16 protein-coding genes are annotated in these 19,564 nt (G+C 61.1%); 8 read left to right on the forward strand and 8 right to left on the reverse strand.

The annotated features are described in order from the left end of the window. Positions 1–184 precede the first annotated feature (184 nt). From AAGS40_RS20045 to AAGS40_RS20065, 5 genes are all read left to right on the forward strand, one after another. Positions 185–2,869 carry a PAS domain S-box protein gene (locus AAGS40_RS20045; protein WP_345814512.1) on the forward strand — a complete coding sequence of 895 codons (2,685 nt, stop codon included), beginning with the start codon at positions 185–187 and terminating at the stop codon, positions 2,867–2,869. Positions 2,870–3,497: 628 nt separating this feature from the next. After that, positions 3,498–4,433 carry a hypothetical protein gene (locus tag AAGS40_RS20050; RefSeq protein ID WP_345814513.1) on the forward strand — a complete coding sequence of 312 codons (936 nt, stop codon included), beginning with the start codon at positions 3,498–3,500 and terminating at the stop codon, positions 4,431–4,433. A 314-nt stretch (positions 4,434–4,747) separates the two neighbouring features. After that, positions 4,748–5,044 carry a CsbD family protein gene (locus AAGS40_RS20055; RefSeq protein ID WP_345814514.1) on the forward strand — a complete coding sequence of 99 codons (297 nt, stop codon included), beginning with the start codon at positions 4,748–4,750 and terminating at the stop codon, positions 5,042–5,044. A gap of 48 nt (positions 5,045–5,092) precedes the next feature. After that, positions 5,093–5,467, forward strand: coding sequence for a phage holin family protein (locus AAGS40_RS20060; protein ID WP_345814515.1), 375 nt, complete (start codon positions 5,093–5,095; stop codon positions 5,465–5,467). After that, entirely contained in the window at positions 5,464–5,772 is a 309-nt protein-coding gene (locus AAGS40_RS20065) for a hypothetical protein (protein WP_345814516.1), read from the forward strand. Before AAGS40_RS20060 ends, AAGS40_RS20065 begins: the two co-directional genes overlap by 4 nt. 96 nt (positions 5,773–5,868) lie before the next feature. Here the strand turns inward: AAGS40_RS20065 and AAGS40_RS20070 are convergent, their stop codons facing one another. Next, on the reverse strand, positions 5,869–7,017 hold the full coding sequence (locus AAGS40_RS20070) for a peptidyl-alpha-hydroxyglycine alpha-amidating lyase family protein (protein ID WP_345814517.1): 1,149 nt from the start codon (positions 7,015–7,017) through the stop codon (positions 5,869–5,871). A gap of 108 nt (positions 7,018–7,125) precedes the next feature. Next, positions 7,126–7,893 carry a precorrin-6A synthase (deacetylating) gene (cobF, locus tag AAGS40_RS20075; RefSeq protein ID WP_345814518.1) on the reverse strand — a complete coding sequence of 256 codons (768 nt, stop codon included), beginning with the start codon at positions 7,891–7,893 and terminating at the stop codon, positions 7,126–7,128. 366 nt (positions 7,894–8,259) lie between these two features. Here cobF and AAGS40_RS20080 point away from each other — a divergent pair, with 366 nt between their 5' ends. Continuing rightward, positions 8,260–9,582, forward strand: a complete 1,323-nt coding sequence (locus AAGS40_RS20080) for an MFS transporter (RefSeq protein ID WP_345814519.1) — start codon at positions 8,260–8,262, stop codon at positions 9,580–9,582. Between the two features lie 57 nt (positions 9,583–9,639). On the opposite strand, the gene AAGS40_RS20085 is transcribed toward AAGS40_RS20080, so the two are convergent. The 3 genes from AAGS40_RS20085 to betC all read right to left on the reverse strand — a co-directional run bounded on the left by AAGS40_RS20085 (position 9,640) and on the right by betC (position 13,650). Next, on the reverse strand, positions 9,640–10,788 hold the full coding sequence (locus tag AAGS40_RS20085) for a porin (protein ID WP_345814520.1): 1,149 nt from the start codon (positions 10,786–10,788) through the stop codon (positions 9,640–9,642). A 300-nt stretch (positions 10,789–11,088) separates the two neighbouring features. Beyond that, a complete protein-coding gene (locus tag AAGS40_RS20090; RefSeq protein WP_345816523.1) occupies positions 11,089–12,051 on the reverse strand; it encodes a choline ABC transporter substrate-binding protein in 963 nt (320 codons plus the stop codon). Between the two features lie 42 nt (positions 12,052–12,093). Beyond that, positions 12,094–13,650: a choline-sulfatase gene (gene betC / locus AAGS40_RS20095; RefSeq protein ID WP_345814521.1), complete on the reverse strand. Its 1,557-nt coding sequence runs from the start codon at positions 13,648–13,650 to the stop codon at positions 12,094–12,096. 197 nt (positions 13,651–13,847) lie between these two features. Here betC and AAGS40_RS20100 point away from each other — a divergent pair, with 197 nt between their 5' ends. After that, complete coding sequence (locus tag AAGS40_RS20100; RefSeq protein ID WP_345814522.1) at positions 13,848–14,762, forward strand: LysR family transcriptional regulator; 915 nt, start codon at positions 13,848–13,850, stop codon at positions 14,760–14,762. 127 nt (positions 14,763–14,889) lie between these two features. Further along, the gene (purU, locus tag AAGS40_RS20105) at positions 14,890–15,765 is read left to right on the forward strand and encodes a formyltetrahydrofolate deformylase (protein WP_345814523.1); all 876 of its coding nucleotides are present in this window, start codon (positions 14,890–14,892) and stop codon (positions 15,763–15,765) included. A 97-nt stretch (positions 15,766–15,862) separates the two neighbouring features. Here the strand turns inward: purU and AAGS40_RS20110 are convergent, their stop codons facing one another. From AAGS40_RS20110 to AAGS40_RS20120, 3 genes are all read right to left on the reverse strand, one after another. After that, the gene (locus tag AAGS40_RS20110; protein ID WP_345814524.1) at positions 15,863–16,723 is read right to left on the reverse strand and encodes a glycine betaine ABC transporter substrate-binding protein; all 861 of its coding nucleotides are present in this window, start codon (positions 16,721–16,723) and stop codon (positions 15,863–15,865) included. A gap of 135 nt (positions 16,724–16,858) precedes the next feature. Then, positions 16,859–18,184 (reverse strand): hybrid-cluster NAD(P)-dependent oxidoreductase, encoded by a 1,326-nt coding sequence (locus AAGS40_RS20115; RefSeq protein WP_345816524.1) that lies wholly within the window; start codon positions 18,182–18,184, stop codon positions 16,859–16,861. Positions 18,185–18,237: 53 nt separating this feature from the next. Beyond that, entirely contained in the window at positions 18,238–19,551 is a 1,314-nt protein-coding gene (locus tag AAGS40_RS20120) for an aromatic ring-hydroxylating dioxygenase subunit alpha (protein ID WP_345814525.1), read from the reverse strand. Between the last annotated feature and the right edge of the window lie 13 nt (positions 19,552–19,564).

Genomic DNA, 19,564 nt, shown 5'->3' on the forward strand with positions numbered 1-19,564 from the left:
GTGCAATGGCCCGGCAATGGCGGTACAACTGCGTCATCGAATGGAAAGTCGCTCGCAACCGGAATGAACCGACTAAACTTTTTTTCTACGCACCAAGAGACCTCCGTCGTGCTGCCGCCAGCGGGCAGCGCGCGTCACCGGTGCTCCGCCACGATCCGTTTATTCAAGCCAGCGAGCGTGTGCCATGGATAAAGACATCTGGTCAACGATCGAGCACGCATCGCAAACCGCCATGGAGCCCGCCCCCGCGCGCTTTCTCCCGGCGTTCGTGTGGCGCGCCTCCCGCGATGGCCTGATCAGATACGCGAACCCTTGGGCCATACGCTATCTCGGGCTGCCGCCTGACGCCGTTATCGGCCAGCACTGGAAAGCCTTCGTTGCCGCAGACGACGTGAGCGCCGTGCTGGAAGCCGTGCGGCTCTCCAAAGACGCCCCGCTGCTGCGCAATGTCGACGTGCGCCTGCGCCGCGCGGACGGCGACTTCCGCTGGCACACGCTGCATCTCCAGGCCTCGCGCGATGCGCAAGGCGAAATCGCCGACACGGTGGGCGTAGCCATCGACATGCACGAGTGCAAGGACGCATGGGCGCTTTATGAAGCGAGTGAACGGCGTCTGCGCGCAGCATTCCAGGCCGCGCGAATGGGGGCGTGGGAATGGAACGTCGACACGCACATGGTGCATGTGACCGCCGAACTCGCGAGCATGTACGCGTTGCCGGAGAATACCGAGTCCGTGACGGTCGAAGAACTGACGCGACGTGTCGCACGCGAAGACCGCTCCGCGTTCCAGCGCAAGCTGTTCGAATGTTCGCGCAGCAGCGCCCCGTTCCAGTTCGACTTCCGGATGGAGGAGCATCTCGCGCCAGTACGCTGGTTGCGCACGCGCGCCCACTCCGATTACGACACCGCGAGTGGGCCGGTGCGCGTGCATGGCGTCACCTTCGACATCAGCGACCAGCGCGCGCAGGAAGAGCAGCTGAGCCTGAGCGAGCGGCGTTATCGCGCATTGGTGGAATCGACCGGCGCGATGGTGTGGTCCGCTGAACCCGATGGCGCCATGCGCCCAGCCGGTGGTCCTTGGGAAGAGTTCATCGGCGCGGACGCTTCGCACGTGGCCCAGTGGGCGTGGCTGGAACTGATTCACCCCGACGATCGCAACACCACGATGGCCGGCTGGCAGGCGGCGCTGCAGCGCAAAAAGGCGCAATCGCTGAGACTTCGGGTCCGCAGAAAAGACGGCGTGTACCGGATCATGCGGGTCGACGCCGCCCCGCTGTGCGACCAGCACGGGCAATTGCAGGAATGGTTCGGCACGATGACCGATATCACCGCGCGTGAGGAAGCCAAGGCCGCGATCGCGGAGCGCAATCTGAGGCTTGCGGTTGCGACGCAGGCAGCCAAGCTGCGGATCGTGACGCTCGATCTGTCCAGCTGCATCCTGTCGATCGAAAACGGCGGCGAGCGGCATCGCATCGAACACGTGCCCTACCTCGCAGTGCTCGCCCGCGTGCATCCCGATGACCGCACTGCGCTCGACGGCGTGATTCGCGGGCTCGCGTCGGGTGATCTCGCGCGCGCCAATTTCGAATTCCGCATTCTGCATGTGGAGCGCGCGCAATGGTTTCAGGGCAGCGCGCTGCTCGAACGCGGCGATCATGAAAGACCGGTGCGCATTATCGGCTCGGTGATCGACATCACCGAGCGCAAGCGCATGGAACTGATGTTGCGCGAGTCGAGCCAGCGCAAGGACGAGTTTCTCGCCATGCTCGCGCACGAATTGCGCAATCCGCTCGCGCCGCTACGCACGGCCATCGCACTCAAGCAGCGCGACGCGCCGCCGTCCGAGCGCGAAGCGCAATTGCTCGGCCTCATGCAACGGCAAACCGATCACATGACGCGAATCGTCGACGATCTGCTGGAGGTGTCGCGCATCACGCAAGGGCGCATCACGCTGAAACGCGAACCCATGCTCGTGTGCACCGCCGTCTACCATGCGGTCGAAGCGGTCGCAGCGCTCGTCGAAACGCGCTCGCAGCACATTCAGGTCGATGTGCCCGACGCGACCAGCTGGATTTCCGGCGACGTCACCCGCATGTCGCAGATTCTCGTGAACATCCTGAACAATGCCAGCAAGTACACGCCCGAGGGCGGCCACATCAGCATCTCCGCGCATACGGATCGCGAACGTGTCTGCATCATGATTGCCGACACGGGTTCGGGCATCGCCCCCGAACTGCTGCCGAAAATTTTCGATCTCTTTTCGCAGGGAGAGCGCACGCTGGACCGCTCCGAGGGCGGTCTGGGAATTGGCCTGTCGCTCGTCAAGAAGCTCGTGGAGATGCACGACGGAACGATCTCCGTCCAGAGTCCGGGGCCCGGTCTAGGAACCACCGTCACCGTCGATCTGCCGCGCCTGCTTCATCACGAGCGTCATGCGGGCGAGGCGTTTTCGTCGCTCGACATCCGCAGTCAGCCGTCGGTGCGCCGTATTCTCATCGTCGATGACAACCGCGACGCGGCGGATTCGCTCGGCATGCTCTGTGAAACGGAAAATCATCAGATACGCGTGGCCTACTCTGCCGCCGAGGCGCTCGAAGTGGCAAAGGATTTTCAACCGGACGTCGCGCTACTCGACATTGGCCTGCCGGTGATGGACGGTTATGAACTCGCCGGACGTCTGCGCGCAACGTGCGACGCGCCGCTTCTGCTGATCGCCATCACAGGCTATGGGCAACCCGAGGATCGCGTGCGCGCACAGGCGGCGGGCTTCGATCTGCACTTCGTCAAGCCGGTGAAGGTCGAGAGCCTGCTGGAATCGTTGTCGTCCCGGGTCACGGGCGACAACTCGACTGGGCGGGCGCCGCAGTAGCGTTGCTCCATGCCGGGTCTATGTCTCGCGCACGGCGCTTGCCAGGTGACGACGGCATGTAAGGAAGGCACATGCGTTGCTGCATCGGAAGAGCCTCCTGCGCTTTGCGCCCACCCTCTTGCCGAGTTCCCCATGCCGACACACCGCCGCCTTATCACGCTCTCCACCTGCGCCGTTCCACTGATCGTCGCCCTGGCCGCTTGCAGTCCGTCCGGCTCTGCAGGCGGTGGTCAGGGCAGTAACGGGGCGGCCACGAGCGCCGCTTCGCAGAGCGGCCAGGCCGCGGCTTCCGCGCCCGCGACCGCCGCTAGCGATAGTCCGGCTGGCGCAAGCCAGTAGAGAACTGGACGCATTTCTTGTAATGAGCAGAAGCGTCTTGATTCCCTATCGCCGACCTCCTGGCGCGCCGTAAAGGTTGGCAGGCATGCGGCGCCGGTAGGTGCGCAAAGCTGCGCAGGGCCTCGCCGTGATGGGCGGGCACCAGCGCGATCGCCCCTTCTACACGTGTGCTTGCAGGCGGCACAAAAAATGCGTCATCGCACACGATTACCCGTTCGGCGTCACCGTGACGCGAGACCCACTCGCCGCAACATGACGTTCTGGTTCGACAAGGTTAAGGAGCGCTTCAATGAACTATACAAAAGATCCGGCGGATTACGCGCTGGGTACTCAAGATCCTGCGTTGTTTGCCCATCAGCACGAAGGCGCGGTGTCATGGGGTGCCATTTTTGCTGGCGGCGTGGGCGCCGCCGCTTTTGCGTTGATCCTGCTAACCCTGGGCACTGGCCTGGGGCTCACGTCGATTTCACCGTGGTCTTCAGGCACGTCGAACGCCAAGGCGTTCGGGTTTGCAGCCGTGGTCTGGGTGTGCGTCACATCTATCCTGTCGTCCGGACTGGGCGGCTATCTGGCAGGACGGCTGCGCCGCCGCTGGCTCGCCACCGATGCCGATGAAGTGCACTTTCGCGACACCGCGCACGGTTTCCTCAGCTGGGCCGTGGCAACGCTCTTCACGGCCGCATTGCTCACGTCGGCTGCGTCGGGCGTGGTGCGCGCCGGCGCGCAAACCGCAGCGACATCGGCAGCGGCAGGCGGCGCGGTGACGATGAGCGGCATGCAGCGCGGCAACGCGGCGGCCGAAATGAACACGTGGCCGCTCGGCTACTTCGTCGACTCGCTATTCCGTTTGCCGGCTGGCGTGCCGCCTGGCGCCGTCACCACGCCGAACAGCAGTAACGAAGCGGCTCGCGCGGAAACCGTGCGCATTTTTCTCAATAGCGCGGCAACGGGCGATCAGTTGTCGCCGGAAGATACGGCGTACCTGAGCCAACTCGTCGCGCAACGGACCGGTCTTTCCCAGCAGGCCGCGCAGGCCCGGGTAGTCACGACCTACACACGTTTTCAGCAGAAAATCGCCGCCATCGACGCCGCCGCTAAAAATGCCGCAAATGAAGCGCGCAAGGTGACGATCGGCGCATCGCTATGGTTATTCGTTTCGCTTCTGATAGGTGCATTCTCCGCCAGCCTGATGGCGACCCACGGCGGCCGGGTTCGCCAGCTCTAACAAGACTTCAGATCAATTACCGAAGGAGGTATGTATGCGTTCGATTCTTCTCTATTTTCTCGGCGTGCCCATTCCGATCATCATTCTGATCGCCCTGTTCTGGCATTGACGATCAGCCGGTACAAAGAGTCAGAGCCTGGCCGGGTCTTTGAAGTCCCTCTCCGGTCGGGTCCGGCTCTTGCGAAGCAACATCGCAACGCTACAGCCGCGTTTTCAATGTACGAAGCAGTCCTGCAAAGCGTGGCGCGCGTTCCGGTCCTCTCACCGACCTATCTCGTTGTGCGCAAGCCAACGTGTTCCTTCAGGAGCAGACGATGGAACCCACAGACGCAGACGACGCGGTACAACAGGCCGCCGGCGATGTGCAGCAAGCCGCGGGCAATCTGCTGAGCGCGGCCGAAGCAAAGGCCACCGCCACCGCAAACGAACTGGGCGACCGGGCTCAACAGTTGTATGCCGATTTTGTGAAAGTCGTTCGCGAATCGACGCTGGACAAGCCGTTCTCCGCGCTTGCAGTGGCAGCGGGTGTCGGCTTTATTCTCGGCGCGCTACACGCGTCGAACCGGTCGCGCCCCGTGTATCTGCGCGACGATGACAGAACGCGCGACTAGTGTGCAGTTTATTTATCCGCCCAAGCCATCCGCCCAAGGAGTTCCGGTATGTCCGTGCGTGCAAAGATCACCAAATGGCGCAATGTCGGCCGGTTTTGCGTCGAACGCGCGAGTGATTACGGCGAACTTCTGGGCGTCGAACTCGAAGAGACGAGAAAGTGTCTGGTCCGCGAACTGAGCGCCCTCGTGGCGCTCGCGGTCGCGGCGCTCTTTACCCTATCGTTCGTCTGCATCGCGATCATTGCAACCGCATGGCAAACACCGTACTTTCTTCAGGTCGTGTGGGGAGTGGCGGCAGCGTGGCTGGTCATTTCGATCGTGTCACTGCTCATTGTGCGCGCGCAGAAACCCGGGCGATCGTTGCACGTGTTGCAGCGGGAAATTCGCAGTGATCTCGACACACTGAAGGAGGCGCTCAAGTGAACCGCGTACCTTCCCATCACGAAAGCGAAGCGGCAATCCTTGCACGCATGGCCGAGTCGCGCGTTGCACTACTCGCTGCCAACAGCATCACGGAGGCGGTCGACGCTTCCGGCGGGCCGACCCGAATCCCGGGTGCGAATCTCGTTGCGGCGCTAGTGGAGACGCCGCGTGTTGCACTGCTACTGGCGTTCTGCGTCGGCGCCATTGTGCTCGGACCGCGCCGGACGATACGCATAGCGGGGCGCTCGGGTGTGACGGCATGGGTGGCAGCAAGCGCCCGCAAGCTGGGTCAGCGGGTCGGCTAGTGCTGAACCCGGGCGCGGACGACCTGGCGATCTGCCAGCGCAATGTAGTCAGATCGCCTCTCTTCACGCACGAATGACCGGTTTGCCTGCCCGGTGTCAGCTGTGCAGAACCAGCTTCTGCACGCGCCAGTTCAACAGTTCGGCGACGAACAACGTGTTCTCCGCTGGGCACGCCATTTCGTGAATCCAGCCGAACTGCTTGGGCTGTTTGCCCGCCTTGCCTAGCACGCCAAGCACCTTGCCTTCGAGCGTCATCTTGTAGATGCGGCCCGGAAAAGCATCCGCGCTATACAGTACCTGATTGGGTCCCGGCGAGATGCAGATCGCCCACGGCGAGCCCGGCGCGAAGGTGCCGGCGGCGATCGCGGCCTCGTCCGGCATATTGCCAATGGCCGGGCGCGCGTCCGATGGAACCGGGACGTCGATCGTAAACTGGCGCAGGAACGTACCTTCCGTGTCGAACACCTGGATGCGCCGGTTGCTGCGATCGGCAACGTAGATATTGTCGTTCGCGTCGGTCGCAATGCTGTGCGGCGTATGGAATTGGCCCGGCCCCGTACCGCGCTCGCCCCATGACTTGATCCAGTTGCCGTCGCGATCCACTTTCGCGACGCGCGAGTTGATATAGCCGTCGCTGATATACGTGTTGCCCGCACGATCCCACGCGACGTCGGTCACCTGGCGAAAGCGCCCAGGCTCGGCCGGCAGCGGAGGATTCGGATGCTTGAGCGGACCGGTGTCTTCGTCGGCGGCTTCCTGTTTGCGTCCGAACACCATGTCGACGCGACCGTCCGGCGTGAATTTGATCACCATGTCGGAGCCTTTGTCCGTTACCCAGATGTTGTCCTGCCGGTCCACCTTGACCGCATGGGCGAATGACCATGCGTACAGGTTGTGCCCGATCTCGCGAATGAAGCGGCCGTCCGGTGCAAACTCCAGTAACTGCGCCGCAGCGGCACCGTAGGCGGGCCCGGTGCTGTTGCCGCGTGAGAGCACGAAGATGTGACCGTGCGAATTGAGCGCCACGCCGGAGCATTCGCCGAGGTACATGTCCTTTGGCAGCCGTACGGGATTGGCAACCGAATCGTAAGCAATGGAAGGTGCGGGCAGTTCGTCCGCGAACGCGGAAGGCATCGCAACGCCCGCCGCCGCGCCAGCGATCAGGCTCATGAAAGTGCGGCGGCTCATTGCACGATGCTCTGCCGTACCGCAACATGGACACAACAACCCATAAGCTTCGCTCATTCGATGTCTCCTCTGTTATGAATCACGGGGGGTGAAACCGTTGCTTCACAGTTGTACAGAGGCAATCGTAGTGCATAGAGCGCTTAATGGATAAGCCGCTTTTCGAGTTTAGCCGGTACTGCCGCCCTTTCTCAGCAGATACGTGTCCATGATCCAGCCATTCGCGCGACGCGCGTCGGCCCGCGTTCGCTGGATCTGGTCCATCACGTCCCTGACTTTTCCGCAGATGAGAATTTCGTCCGGCGTGCCGACATAGGCGCCCCAATAGATATCCACGTCCTCGTCGGCCACGTGCCGGTAGCTATCCTGCGAATCGAGCATGACGACTACACTGTCCACGTTGGGTGGAAACCCTTCGGCAATCCCACGTCCGTTCGTGATCTCCACAGAGCGGCCAATCAGGTTTAGCGGAACCCGGTGCCGCGCAGCAAGCGCCTGCACGCTGCTGATTCCTGGAATGACCTCGTAATCGAAATCATGCCTGCCGCTTTTGGCAATGGCTTCGATGATCCGGATCGTGCTGTCGTAAAGCGAGGGGTCGCCCCAAACGAGGAACGCGCCCACTTCCCCGTCGCGCAGTTCATCGGCGATCAGACGCTCGAATATCTGCTGCTTGTCACGGTTCAGTTCGTCGATTGTCGACTTGTAGTCTGTGTCGTCGCGGCGGCGTTCAGGGCTGGTTGCCTCGACGATGCGGTAATTCTCACCCTCGATGAAACGCTCGATAATCTGCCTGCGCAGCGCAATCAGCTTTTCCTTGGCGACGCCTTTATCCATCACGAAGAACGCGTCCACCTGGTTGAGTGCCTTGATCGCCTGGACGGTCATGTAGTCCGGATCCCCCGCGCCAATGCCGATAATCATGATTTTTTTCATTACGCTCACTCCTGCTCGATGCGACGACAGCCAGGTGACAGGTACGACATTGTTCGACTCGACCACCTGACTGTCCGTGACCACAAACCCCGCCGGTCATATGGTGATAAAAAACGTTGCTCGACGAATCATAGCGCGACGGATGTGCAGCGATGCTCGGCGATAACATAAACGCTATCACTCCATCCGGTTTCCGCATTGGAGTCCGTGGTTCTTCCTCCTTACACTGATCGGTCAGCCAGTTCAGCGTTTCATCGAGTGATCAGCGGCACTCGCGGCGCGACGACCAGGCGAACAGCAACACCTGCTACAACGACGACCACAACGATAAGCGGCCGCCTGAGGCCATCTGGATGGAGACACGCTTTGGACAGAGACACCCTTCCCGTACCGGCAGCCGCGGCCAGTTCCACCCGCCTCAACTTCCGCTGGCATGTGCTGATCTGGCTGCTGATCGGCGGCATCATCAATTATATGGACCGCGCGAGCCTCTCTATTGCCGCGCCGGGCATGATTCAGGAACTCGGGCTCACGCGCACGCAGATCGGCTTGCTCGGCAGCGTCTTTGCGTGGACGTATGCCGTCATGCAATTGCCGGCCGGCTGGGTGATCGACCGCTTCGGGGCGAAGCGCGCCTACGCGCTCGGCATGATCTGGTGGAGCGTCGCGACGTGGCTGACCGGCGTGGTCGGCTCGCTTTCGGGGCTGCTGGTCATGCGTGCGTTGCTCGCGGTGGGCGAAGCGCCGTGCTGGCCGACCTCGGCGAAAATCACGGCCGCCTGGTTTCCCGCCAAGGAGCGCGGCTTTGCAACCGGCGTGTGGGATTCCTCGTCGAAATGGGGACCGGCGATCGCGCCCGCCATGCTCGTTGCGCTGATGGTCGTATTCGGCTGGCGCTCGCTGTTTCATGTGACGGGCGCGGTCGGCATTGCGTTCGCACTACTGTTCCTGCTGCTCTATCGCAACCCGACTGACAGCAAACGGCTGCGCAAGGAAGAACTCGACTATATCGAAGCCGGCGGCGGCGGCCGGGAACGGTCGCTGAAAACAGCGTCGCTCAAGTGGCGTTCGCTGTTCGGGCGGCGCAGCGTATGGGGAATGATTCTCGGCTACTTCTGTACGATCTGGCTCTGGAACATCTTCCTCGTCTTTTTGCCGCTTTATCTGCTCGACCGCTTTCACATTTCGTTTGCGCAACTTGGCATCTATGCGGGCATTCCGTGGGCCGGCGGCGCGCTGGGCGAAATTGCAGTGGGCTATCTGGCAAAGAAACTGGTCGACCGGCATCTCGCGTCCGCTATCGACGCGAAACGGCGGCTGATTGCCTGCTGCGCGGCAGGCGCCGCCGTGTGCGCGATCGCGCTGCCTTTCTCTCACACGCTCGGCGTCACGCTCGCCCTGTTCACGGTGGGACTCGCGTTCATCGCCGCCGTGGTCGGGTCGGCATGGGCGCTGGCGGCGGACATCGCGCCTTCGTCCATGGTCGCGTCGGTCAGCGCGATCCAGAACTTCGGCGGCTACTTTGGCGGCGCATTCTCGCCGGTCGTCGCAGGCTTCATCGTCGATCGCACGGGCTCTTATGCGCTCGCTTTCATCTCGGGCGGCGTCATCGCGGGATGCGCGGCGCTCTTCTACTGGTTCATGGCGCGACAGCCCATTGCCGACGATGCGAATCCGGCAAACGGTTAGCGCCTCATGAGCGAAGCGGCTGCACACGCAGCCGCCGTTGCCTGTTCCAAGCGCGACTCAGAACGAATGCCGCATGCCAATACGCACGTCGCTTTGCGTGTTCGACGTCGACGGTGCGAAGCTGTATCCGATCACGGCGTTCACGCCATTCGAAGCGCGCAGATAATCGCCCGACACATACAGGTCGGTGCGCTTGGACAACAGATAGTGCAGCCCGAGCGACCCCTGATTCCAGTGATTCCCCTCGAAGCTCGTATGCTGGTAACCGCCATACAACATCAGTGCCGGCGTGAAGGAGTACGACGCGCCACCTTCGTACACCTGCATATGCGATGTCTCGCCCAAACCCTTGATTGTCGTGTACGTGAAGTTGCCGCTTAGCATCACCTTGCCGATCGTGTAGGCCGCACCGATCGCGAAGGCGCCTTGCCGGTCGACCGGGAACGACGACGAACTGTATAGATCCGTGACCGCGCCCGTAGCGGGGTCGACCGAAACGGTGGGCCTGCCGAGGAACGTCCGGGTGCCGATCATTGCGTAGGGGTCGAACGCGTAAATACCATACGGGTCGTTCAACTGCGTATAGGCCGTTCCCATATTGAATGCGCCATGCTCGTAGCGCGCGCCCACGCTCCACGCACTTTTCTGGTGGAAGTCACCCGCGGTATTGCCAAACGAATACATGCCGCCAAACGAGAAGCCGGACAGATCGCCCGACAGGTATTTGATCGAGTTGGGCAGGCGGTCGCCGTTCATGCGGTCGAAGTCACCTTGATGGATCGCATAGCCGCTCGCCCACGCCGAAATGTTGTACAGGTACGCGAACTCTTCCGTCATGTCGAGCTGGTTACCAAACGATAACGTACCCCAGCTATTCTTCAAACCCACATAAGCCTGCCGACCGAACTCCGCGCCGCCAAATGCATACTGCCCATTGCCGACGTGGAAACCGGACTCCAAGGCGAATACCGTCTGCAAACCGCCGCCCAGATCCTCCACGCCTTTAAAGCCGATCCGGTTGCCGTACGAAATGCCGTCGTCGAATCTGAACTGATGGGCGCCGCCCGCATTATTTACGTAGGTGATCCCGGCGTCCAGAATGCCGTATAACGTGACGCTGCTTTGCGCATGAACCGTTGCGGGAGCGCACACGGTACTCGCCGCAATCGCGAGTGCCGACAGGCTGACAGCATTTTTCTTCTGCATGTTATTTTCCCCTGCTCTTTGTCGGTGTATTTCGTTAGATAAAGCGATACCTGCTGCATGCCAAATTGGCATGCAAAACGGCATGCAAAACCACATGCAGCGTGCTCGCGAGTCGGGTAATTCAAAAAGTGACGGAAGCTGATTGAAGCGATCTGAAACAGGTATGGGAACCCGCAACGCACGCAGCGTATTGCCATGCGTGCATCGACGCATCAAGAATACGGGCGACAATTGTTCAGAATCGGACCGCAAGCGACATCGATCTGCCACGCTGCGACCTGGGTGACGAAGCGAACAGGCTTACTTCACGCCGAGCGCAGCCTGTACCGCCTGAAGTCCATTACCGCCATTTGCGGTGTTCACGCCGTCGAGCCATGACTTCCACAGTTCGGGGTGACGCTTGAGCGCGTCGGTTGCTGCCATGTCGACACTGGCTTTCTTCTCGAGAACATCGGTTATCACGCCGTTTTCCAGATCGACATTGAACGTGATCTGTCTGAAAAGACGCGCTACGTTCGGACACTGCTGCTCGTATCCTGCACGCGCTACGGTATTCACGGTGGCACCGCCGTAGTTCGGACCGAAGTACTTATCGCCGCCATCCAGATAGCTGAGTTTGAACTTCGTGTTCATCAGATGCGGTTCCCAAGCGAGAAACACAATCCACTTCTTTTCACGCACCGCTCGGTCGATTTGCGTGAGCATGCCGGTTTCGCTCGATTCGACCAGCTTCCAGTTGCCGAGGCCAAAAGCCTTGTCATCCACCATCTTTTTGATGTTCTGGTTGGCGGGCGCGCCCGGTTCAATCCCGTAGATCGTGCTATCGAACTTGTCCGCGTTCTTTGCCAGATCCGCGAAGGAATGCACGCCGGCGGCGGCTACATAGTCCGGAACAGCAAGCGTGAATTTGGCATTGCTCAGGTTCGGATGCACGACTTCGATCGACTTCTCCTCTTCGAACGGCTTCACCACCGGCGCTTGAGCCGGCATCCAGTTGCCCAGGAAGACGTCGATCTGCCCTTTCTTCAAACCTTGGTACGTGATGGGCACCGAAAGATTCGCCACGTGCTGCCGGTAGCCCAGTGCCTTCAGAAGAACGCCGCTCATCGCATTGGTCGCGTCGATATCGGTCCAGCCCGGCCCGGCCATGTTCACCTGCGTACACGAGGGCGGCTCGGCAGCCGATGCCGTTGTCACGGCAAACGCTGCTGCCATGCATGACATTGCGACACGGGATACAGCGTGTGCGAAGAACGTCTTCATCATTGGGTTTCCTGTAGAGGGATTCGGAGGGCCCGGCGCAAATCAGCGGGCAACGGCGGGAAAGCGGGCCATGGCTTCGAGTGTGTCGAGGTCGATGTGATTGCGCATGTAGCGTTGACTCGCGTCCACCATCGGCTGCCAGTCCCACGACGCCACCGCACCTTGAGTGGTGGCCTTGAAGTGGAAACGCCGGCGTCGCTGGCTTTGTACGATCTCGTCATGTAACGCGGCGAGATTCCAACGCTGCGCAATTTCCTGACGCAAAGCCGCAACCTGCTCCGCGTACTCACGTTGTGTCGCAAGGTTCTCGCGTTCCAGCGGATCCGCTTGCACGTCGTACAGTTGATCGGGATCGGCCGGTGAATGGATGAACTTCAGGCGGCCGCGCCGCAGCATCACGATTGGCGCAATCGCGCCTTCGCCGAGGTATTCGCCGATCGCTTCGTCATGTCCGTCAGGTTCGCCTCGCGCACCGCGACCGCCGCGCAGATGCGGAATCAGACTGCGGCCGTTGAGTGGATCGGGCCATGACGCAGGCGGCTCGCCGCGCGCCAGTTCCACGAGAGTCGGCAACAGGTCGAGATGCGAGACCGAAGCACTGACCCGATGCGCGTGGAATTGCTGCGGCGCATGCACGATCAACGGTACGCGGCAACCGCCTTCGAAGAACGTCATCTTGTACCAGAGGCCGCGTTCGCCCAGCATGTCGCCATGATCGGAAGTCACGACGATCACCGTGTCTTCCGCGAGACCCGCTTGTTCCAGCGCTTCGAGTATGGCGCCGAACTGGTCGTCCACGTAGGAGATTGCGCCATAGTACGCGCGGCGTGCATTGCGGACCTGCTGGTCGGCAGGCGGCGTGCGATCGGTTTCGCAAACATGGCGCAAGCGCTTCGAATGCGGGTCGGCATCGTCGAGCGAATCACGATATGCGGGCATGTCGATATCTTCGTCGCGATACATGTCCCAGTACTTTTGCGGGACCGCATACGGATCGTGCGGATGGGTGAGCGAGGCGACCATGCAGAAGGGTCGGGCGTCCCTGCCGGCCTGCCGTTCGCGAGCGATGTCGAACAGTTTTTGCCGCGTCGTGAATGTGACTTCGTCGTCGAAATCGAGCTGATTGGTTCGTGCACACGGACCGGCGTCGAGCACCGAACTCATGTTGTGATACCACGTAGGCCGCATTTCGAAGTTGTCCCAATCCGGGGTCCAGCCGAAGTCGGCCGGATAGATGTCGGTGGTGAGCCGCTCTTCGAATCCGTGCAGCTGATCGGCACCGCAGAAATGCATCTTGCCCGACAATATGGTCCGATAACCTTCGGCGCGAAGATAATGCGCGAAGGTCAGCGTTTGCGACGGAAATTCCGCTGCATTGTCATAAGCACCGATCGCGGAAGGCAGTTTGCCCGACAGGAGCGAGAAGCGCGACGGCGCACACAGCGGACTTGCGCAATACGCGGAATCGAATACCACGCCTTGCCGGGCAAGCCGATCGATATGAGGCGTTTTCGTGAGACGGTGGCCGTATGCGGCAAGTGCAAACGGCGTCATCTGGTCGGCCATCAGAACGAGAATATTCTTTCTGGTTTCAAGCATTGGGGCATGCCTCGAATAGAATCGCTAGTGTCAGTTGCATGTGGTGCGGCGGTGCGGCAAGTGCCGGTCGTAAAGCGGTGCATGCGAGAAGGCGCAGCAGAAGCAGGGCTCAATCCTGATCTCCATGAGCACCACTATTGCCGTCCAATTCGCCGTTGTGAAGACGGCTATTCGTTATGTGCCCATAAGGAGGTGTTATGTCGAGGCAGGACCGTTTGCCGCCCATGCAGGCGCTGACGATGTTCGAGTCCGCGGCGCGCCTCGCCAGCTTCACTGCGGCCGCACGCGAACTCGGCTCGACGCAACCAGCGGTAAGTCAGCGCGTGGTCCAACTCGAGGAATCGCTCGGCACGTTGCTTTTCGAGCGCGGCCACCGCGGCGTCACGCTCACCGAAGACGGACTGCGCCTCTTCGAGGCCGTGCGCGGTGCGCTCGATACGATCCGCATGGCCACCACGGAAATTCGTTCACGGCGCACGCCGCAAACACTCACCCTTTCCACGGACTTCGGCTTCGCCACGTACTGGCTGATGCCGCGCCTTTCGCAATTCAAGGCGTTGATGCCGGATGTCGACGTGAAAATCATCACGTCGCAGAATGTGTTCGATCCTTCGCACGATCACGCTGACATCGCCATCGCATTCGGGGACGAACACGCGGACTGGACCGCGCGCCATGCGGTGAAACTCTTTCCCGAACGCGTGACGCCGGTATGCAGTCCCGCTTTTCTCAAGTCTCATCCGTCGTTGCGAAGCCCCTCCGATCTGATGCACGTAGCGCTTCTTCACCTCGAGCCCACCCAGCCGGCACGCTGGCTTTCCTGGGCCGACTGGTTCGGCGCGCAGGCACTGGATGCGCCGCCCGCCCATCGCGGCATGACGTTCAACAGTTTCACGCTGGTCGCGCACGCGGCCATCATGGGTCAAGGCGTGGCGCTCGGTTGGGCGCCGCTCGTCGATGAACTGCTCGCCACCGGGCAACTCGTCGAACTGTTCGACACGCCGGTTGTCACGGAACGCGGCTATCTGCTCGTCACGCAACGCACCGTCGCACCCGCTGTGAGCGCGTTTCGTCATTGGCTGCTGGGCGAGTGCGGGCTCGACGCTGAATGAAGCCGTGGCGCGCCCGTACCAGCGGCACGGCGTTTAGCTTCTATGCGCGGACACCCCGCGTTTGTTCTACTGCGATGATGCATGCCGCACCCCGCGGCCTCGCCCTATCGTCCAAAGTGGAGAACGCATGTCCGTCGATTCCCGTCCCGATCAACTGGTTCTCACGGTCGCGTGTCCGAGCGCGGCGGGCCAGGTAGCCGCCGTCGTCGGCTTTCTCGACCGGCATCACTGCTATATCGACGAACTCACGGTGTTCGACGACGACCTGAGCGAGCGCTTCTTCGTGCGCTGCGTCTTTCACGGCGTGGACATCACGCAGACACTACGGGTCGATGCGCTGAAGCGCGAGTTCGAGCCGATCGCCGCGCGCTTCCGGATGACCTGGGCCATGCACGACGTCGGCACGCGGCCGAAAGTGTTCATCATGGTGTCGAAACTGGAGCACTGTCTGGCGGATCTGCTGTTTCGCTGGCGCATGGGCGAGCTGAAAATGGACATTGCCGGAATCGGTTCGAATCACCGCGATCTCGAACCGCTCGCGCAACAGCACGGCTTGCCGTTTCATTATCTGCCGATCAGCGCGGACTCCAAGCCGCAACAGGAAGCGCGCTTGCTCGATCTGTTCGGGACATCCGGCGCGGAATTGATGATTCTCGCGCGGTACATGCAGATTCTTTCAGGCGAGACGAGCCGTGCGCTCGCCGCGCGTGCAATCAACATCCATCACTCGTTTCTGCCCGGCTTTAAAGGCGCAAAACCGTACCACCAGGCCCATGCGCGCGGCGTGAAACTGATCGGCGCCACCGCTCATTTCGTGACTGACGATCTCGACGAAGGTCCGATCATCGAGCAGGTGGTCGAGCGTGTGGATCACTCATACAGTCCCGAGCGGCTGCTTGCCACGGGTCGCGACGTCGAATGCATTACGCTCGCTCGCGCGGTGAAAGCGTTTATCGAGCGGCGCGTGTTCATCAACGGCGACCGCACCGTCGTGCTGCAATAAAAAACGCCGCTTGAACAAGCGGCGCTTTCTCCGACTTGCAGCGTTGCCGCCTTGATCAGCGGCGGCGACGCTGTTGCTCAACGCAAGCGGCTATCCGTCATTTCACCCAGCTATCCACGCGATCACTGTGTGCGCTGATCCACGCGTCCGCTGCAGCAGTCGGCTTCTCGCCGTTTTGTGTCGCAAGCATCACGCTATCGATCTCGCCGGGTTTCCACTGAAACTTCTTGAGGAAAGACACGACCGTCGGTGCCTTCTTTTCAAGCTCAGGGTTCACCACGCTATCCACGTGTTCCGATTCACCGAACACCTTCTTCGGGTCGTCGAGGAATTTGAGCTTGTACTTTGCGAACATCCAGTGCGGCTTCCAGCCCGTGACGATGATGGGCTTGCTGGCCGCTTCCGAGCGCGCCAGCTCGGCCGTCATGGCACTACCCGAACTCGGCATGAGCTGGTAGTCGAGCCCATACGCCTTGATCGCTTCGCTCGTCTTCTGCATCACGCCCGCGCCGGCGTCGATCCCGACAATGCGAGAACCGAACTCGGTCTTCTTCGCTTCCAGATCGCCGACGGTTTTCACATCGGCGTTATCCGGCACGATCAACCCGATTTTCGCGTCGTTGAAGTTCGGACCCAGATCGACCACCTTGTCCTTGAAGTTGTTCCAGTACGCGCCGTGCGTCACCGGCAACCAGGCGGACAGCGTCGCGTCGAGATCGCCGCGTGCCACGCCCTGCCACATCACACCGGCTGCAACCGGAACAAGCTGCACCTGATACCCCAGCCGCTTTTCAATGACGCGTGCGGCCACGTTCGAGGTCGCCACGCTGTCGTCCCAGCCTTCCACATAGCCAATCTTGATGGTCGGCTTCGTATCCGCCGACACCATGCCGACGCCGCTGGCAGCCAGCGCCGCGCTCATTGCGCTCAACACCAGTATCTTTCTGATCAGTCTCATCGCCGTTCTCCCGTTCGCCGTCAAAACAACCCAATGAGCATTTAGAATCGCCAGCCAGAATTACCGGGTAGCGTCGTTTTCCGACATCCACTTGTCCGCACGCGACTTTGCGCGTTCGGCCGGTGGAGTCTCGTCTTACTTATCCACCACGAGGTCGCTCAGCGGCTTGCTGCAGCACAACAGCACCATGCCCTGATCGATCTCGCGCTGACGGATGCCGCCGGCGTGCTTCATCGCCACTTCGCCGGACAGCAGTTTGACCTTGCAGGTGCCGCACATGCCTTGCGTGCAGGATGCCGGCAGGCGCACACCGGCCTTCTTCGCTGCGTCGAGCACGTGCTGGCTGCTGCCGCATTCGATTTCACGATTGCTTTTCGCGAAGCTCACTTTGAAACGCGACTCCGTTTCGCCGGGTACGGCTTGGGGTATGGCTTCGGGTACGGCCTCGATCAGGGGTTCAGTCAAGGCTTCCGCACTAGCTTCGGTGGCAGACAAAGGCGCGGGATCGAACCCTGCCGCCTGCCCGCGTGCCCGCGCGAAGTCTTCCGCCGCAAGCGCCATCGTCACAGCCGGGTCCGTGCTTTCCAAAGCATCCGCGACATGTGCGGTGGCCAATTGTGCCGCGACTTCTTCGACGATTCCGAACGAAAAGCTTTCCTCGTGGTAGTGGCGCCGGTCAAAACCGCCTTCATCGAGAAGATGGCGGACGGCCTGCATATAGGGCGCGGGACCGCAGGTGAAGATCTCACGCTCCAGAAAATCCGGCGCAATCAGTTTGAGCAAAGGCAGTGTGAGAAACCCGGTCACGCCCAGCCAGTTCGTACGCGCGCCGACGCGCTCACATACGTAAGCCGTGCGGAAATTCGACTGGTTCGATGCAATCAGATCCAGTTCGCGGGCGAAGATGATGTCGTCGGGCGTGCGCGCGCTATGGACGAACACGATATCGCTATCTTCGCCGAGTTCGTGATGCGCGCGGCTCATGGACATGAGCGGCGTGACACCGGAGCCCGCTGACAAAAACAACATCTTGCGCGCAGGATGCCGCGCGCACGTGAATTCGCCGGCTGGCCCCAGCACGCGAACCGCCGAGCCCACTCGTAGCGTATCGTGCAGCCAGTTCGACACCTTGCCGCCTGGCACGCGCTTCACGGTGATCGAAATCGTATGGGGACGCGTAGGCGGTGACGAGATCGTATAGCAGCGGTTGACCGGTTCGCCGTCGATGTCGAGTTCCAGCGTGATGAACTGCCCCGGCTCGAATACGAAAGACCGTTCCGCAGGCGCGCGAAAGAAAAAGCTTTTGACGTCGTGCGTTTCCTGACGAATCTGGCAGCACACGAGCGTGTCGTCGGTATCGCTGTCCCAGCGCGCAGGCAGCGCGTCCCAGAATCGTGGCTGTGTCACTCGGCTAAGAGCCGCCGCGGGGTTCGGCTGAAACGTCGCCTGGTCGCGCATCATTATTCTCTCCCGCTCCTGGTTGCGGTATTGCGGTACTTCGGTATGAATCGCGCTCAGCGCATGAAGGAAACAACTTTCTCGCCGTGTGAAGCAGTCGCGGCACCGCCCATCTCTTGCGACGGCGGCGCATTGCTGTATTCGGCCATGCGCGCGATATACCATTCGCAGAACTTCTCGACGAGACCTTCGGTGAACGGCGAATAAGGACCCGGTTCGTAGGCGCTGCTGGTCGCACCGCGCTGCGAATACTCGACGAGCGCGCGATCCTGGTCGTTCGTCGCGCGCCACACGGCAGTGAGGTTATTCACGTCGTAATCGATGCCTTCGCGCGCGTCTTTATGAACGAGCCATTTCGTGCGCACCAGCGTTTTGCCTGCCGAGAGCGGGATTACCGAAAAGCTGACAATGTGGTCGCTCATGAAGTGATGCCACGAATTGGGCTGGGTCCAGAACGACAATCCGCCAAGATCCGCCTGCTCGAAACCGCCGAGCAGCTTTTTCGAAGCCACCTTCGCGTCCATGGTCTGCGATTCGCCGTCGCGGTCGAGCGGCAACCGTTGCGTGCGAAAACCCGTCACCAGGTCAGCAAGCCGGTCGATTTCAGCGGACGGCAGCTTCATGGCGTCCCATTGCGCAGTACGGCGCGCGACCGTTTCTTCGAACGCGGCCATGCCCTCTTCGTTTGCGGGCGTGCGCTGATAGCCGAATCCGTATTCGTACAACGAAATAGTCAGTTCAGGATGGTTCGCCACACAGTGATAGCACTCACGATTGTTCTCCATCGTGAGTTTCCAGTTGCCTTCTTCGATAATGTCGATCGCTGCGGCAATCTTGCAGCTGGCCAGATCGTGCGGTTGCAGATAAGGCTCCATTGCGGCTCGCATCACTGCGAAGTCCGTAGGCGGTTCGTCGGCGAGGCAGATAAAAATCAGCCCGGCCAGATTCTGCACATGCACCGCTTTCAGGCTGTGCTTGCAGCGGTCGAATTGCTCGCCCATGTGTTCGGCGAACATCAGATCGCCGTTCAGGTTGTACGTCCAGCTGTGATAAGGACAGACGATATTGCCGAGCGAGCCTTTCTCCGAATTGCACAGACGCGCGCCACGATGGCGGCACACATTGTGGAACGCACGCACCTGCATGTCGTCGTCGCGCACGATCAGAATCGAGTCGTGGCCCAGCTCCACCGTGATGTAATCGCCCGGTTCGGGCACATCCGGTTCCACGGCCACCTGGATCCAGTGTTGCCGAAAGATCGCGTCCATATCGAGCGCGAAGATGTCTTCGCTCGTATAGAACGGTGCTTCCAGCGTGTAATTCTTTTTGCGGCGTTCGATCAGTGCGCGAACGTCTGCCGAGACTTTCATTGTGTGCTCCGTT

Source organism: Paraburkholderia sp. PREW-6R, assembly GCF_039621805.1.
Classification (GTDB): domain Bacteria; phylum Pseudomonadota; class Gammaproteobacteria; order Burkholderiales; family Burkholderiaceae; genus Paraburkholderia.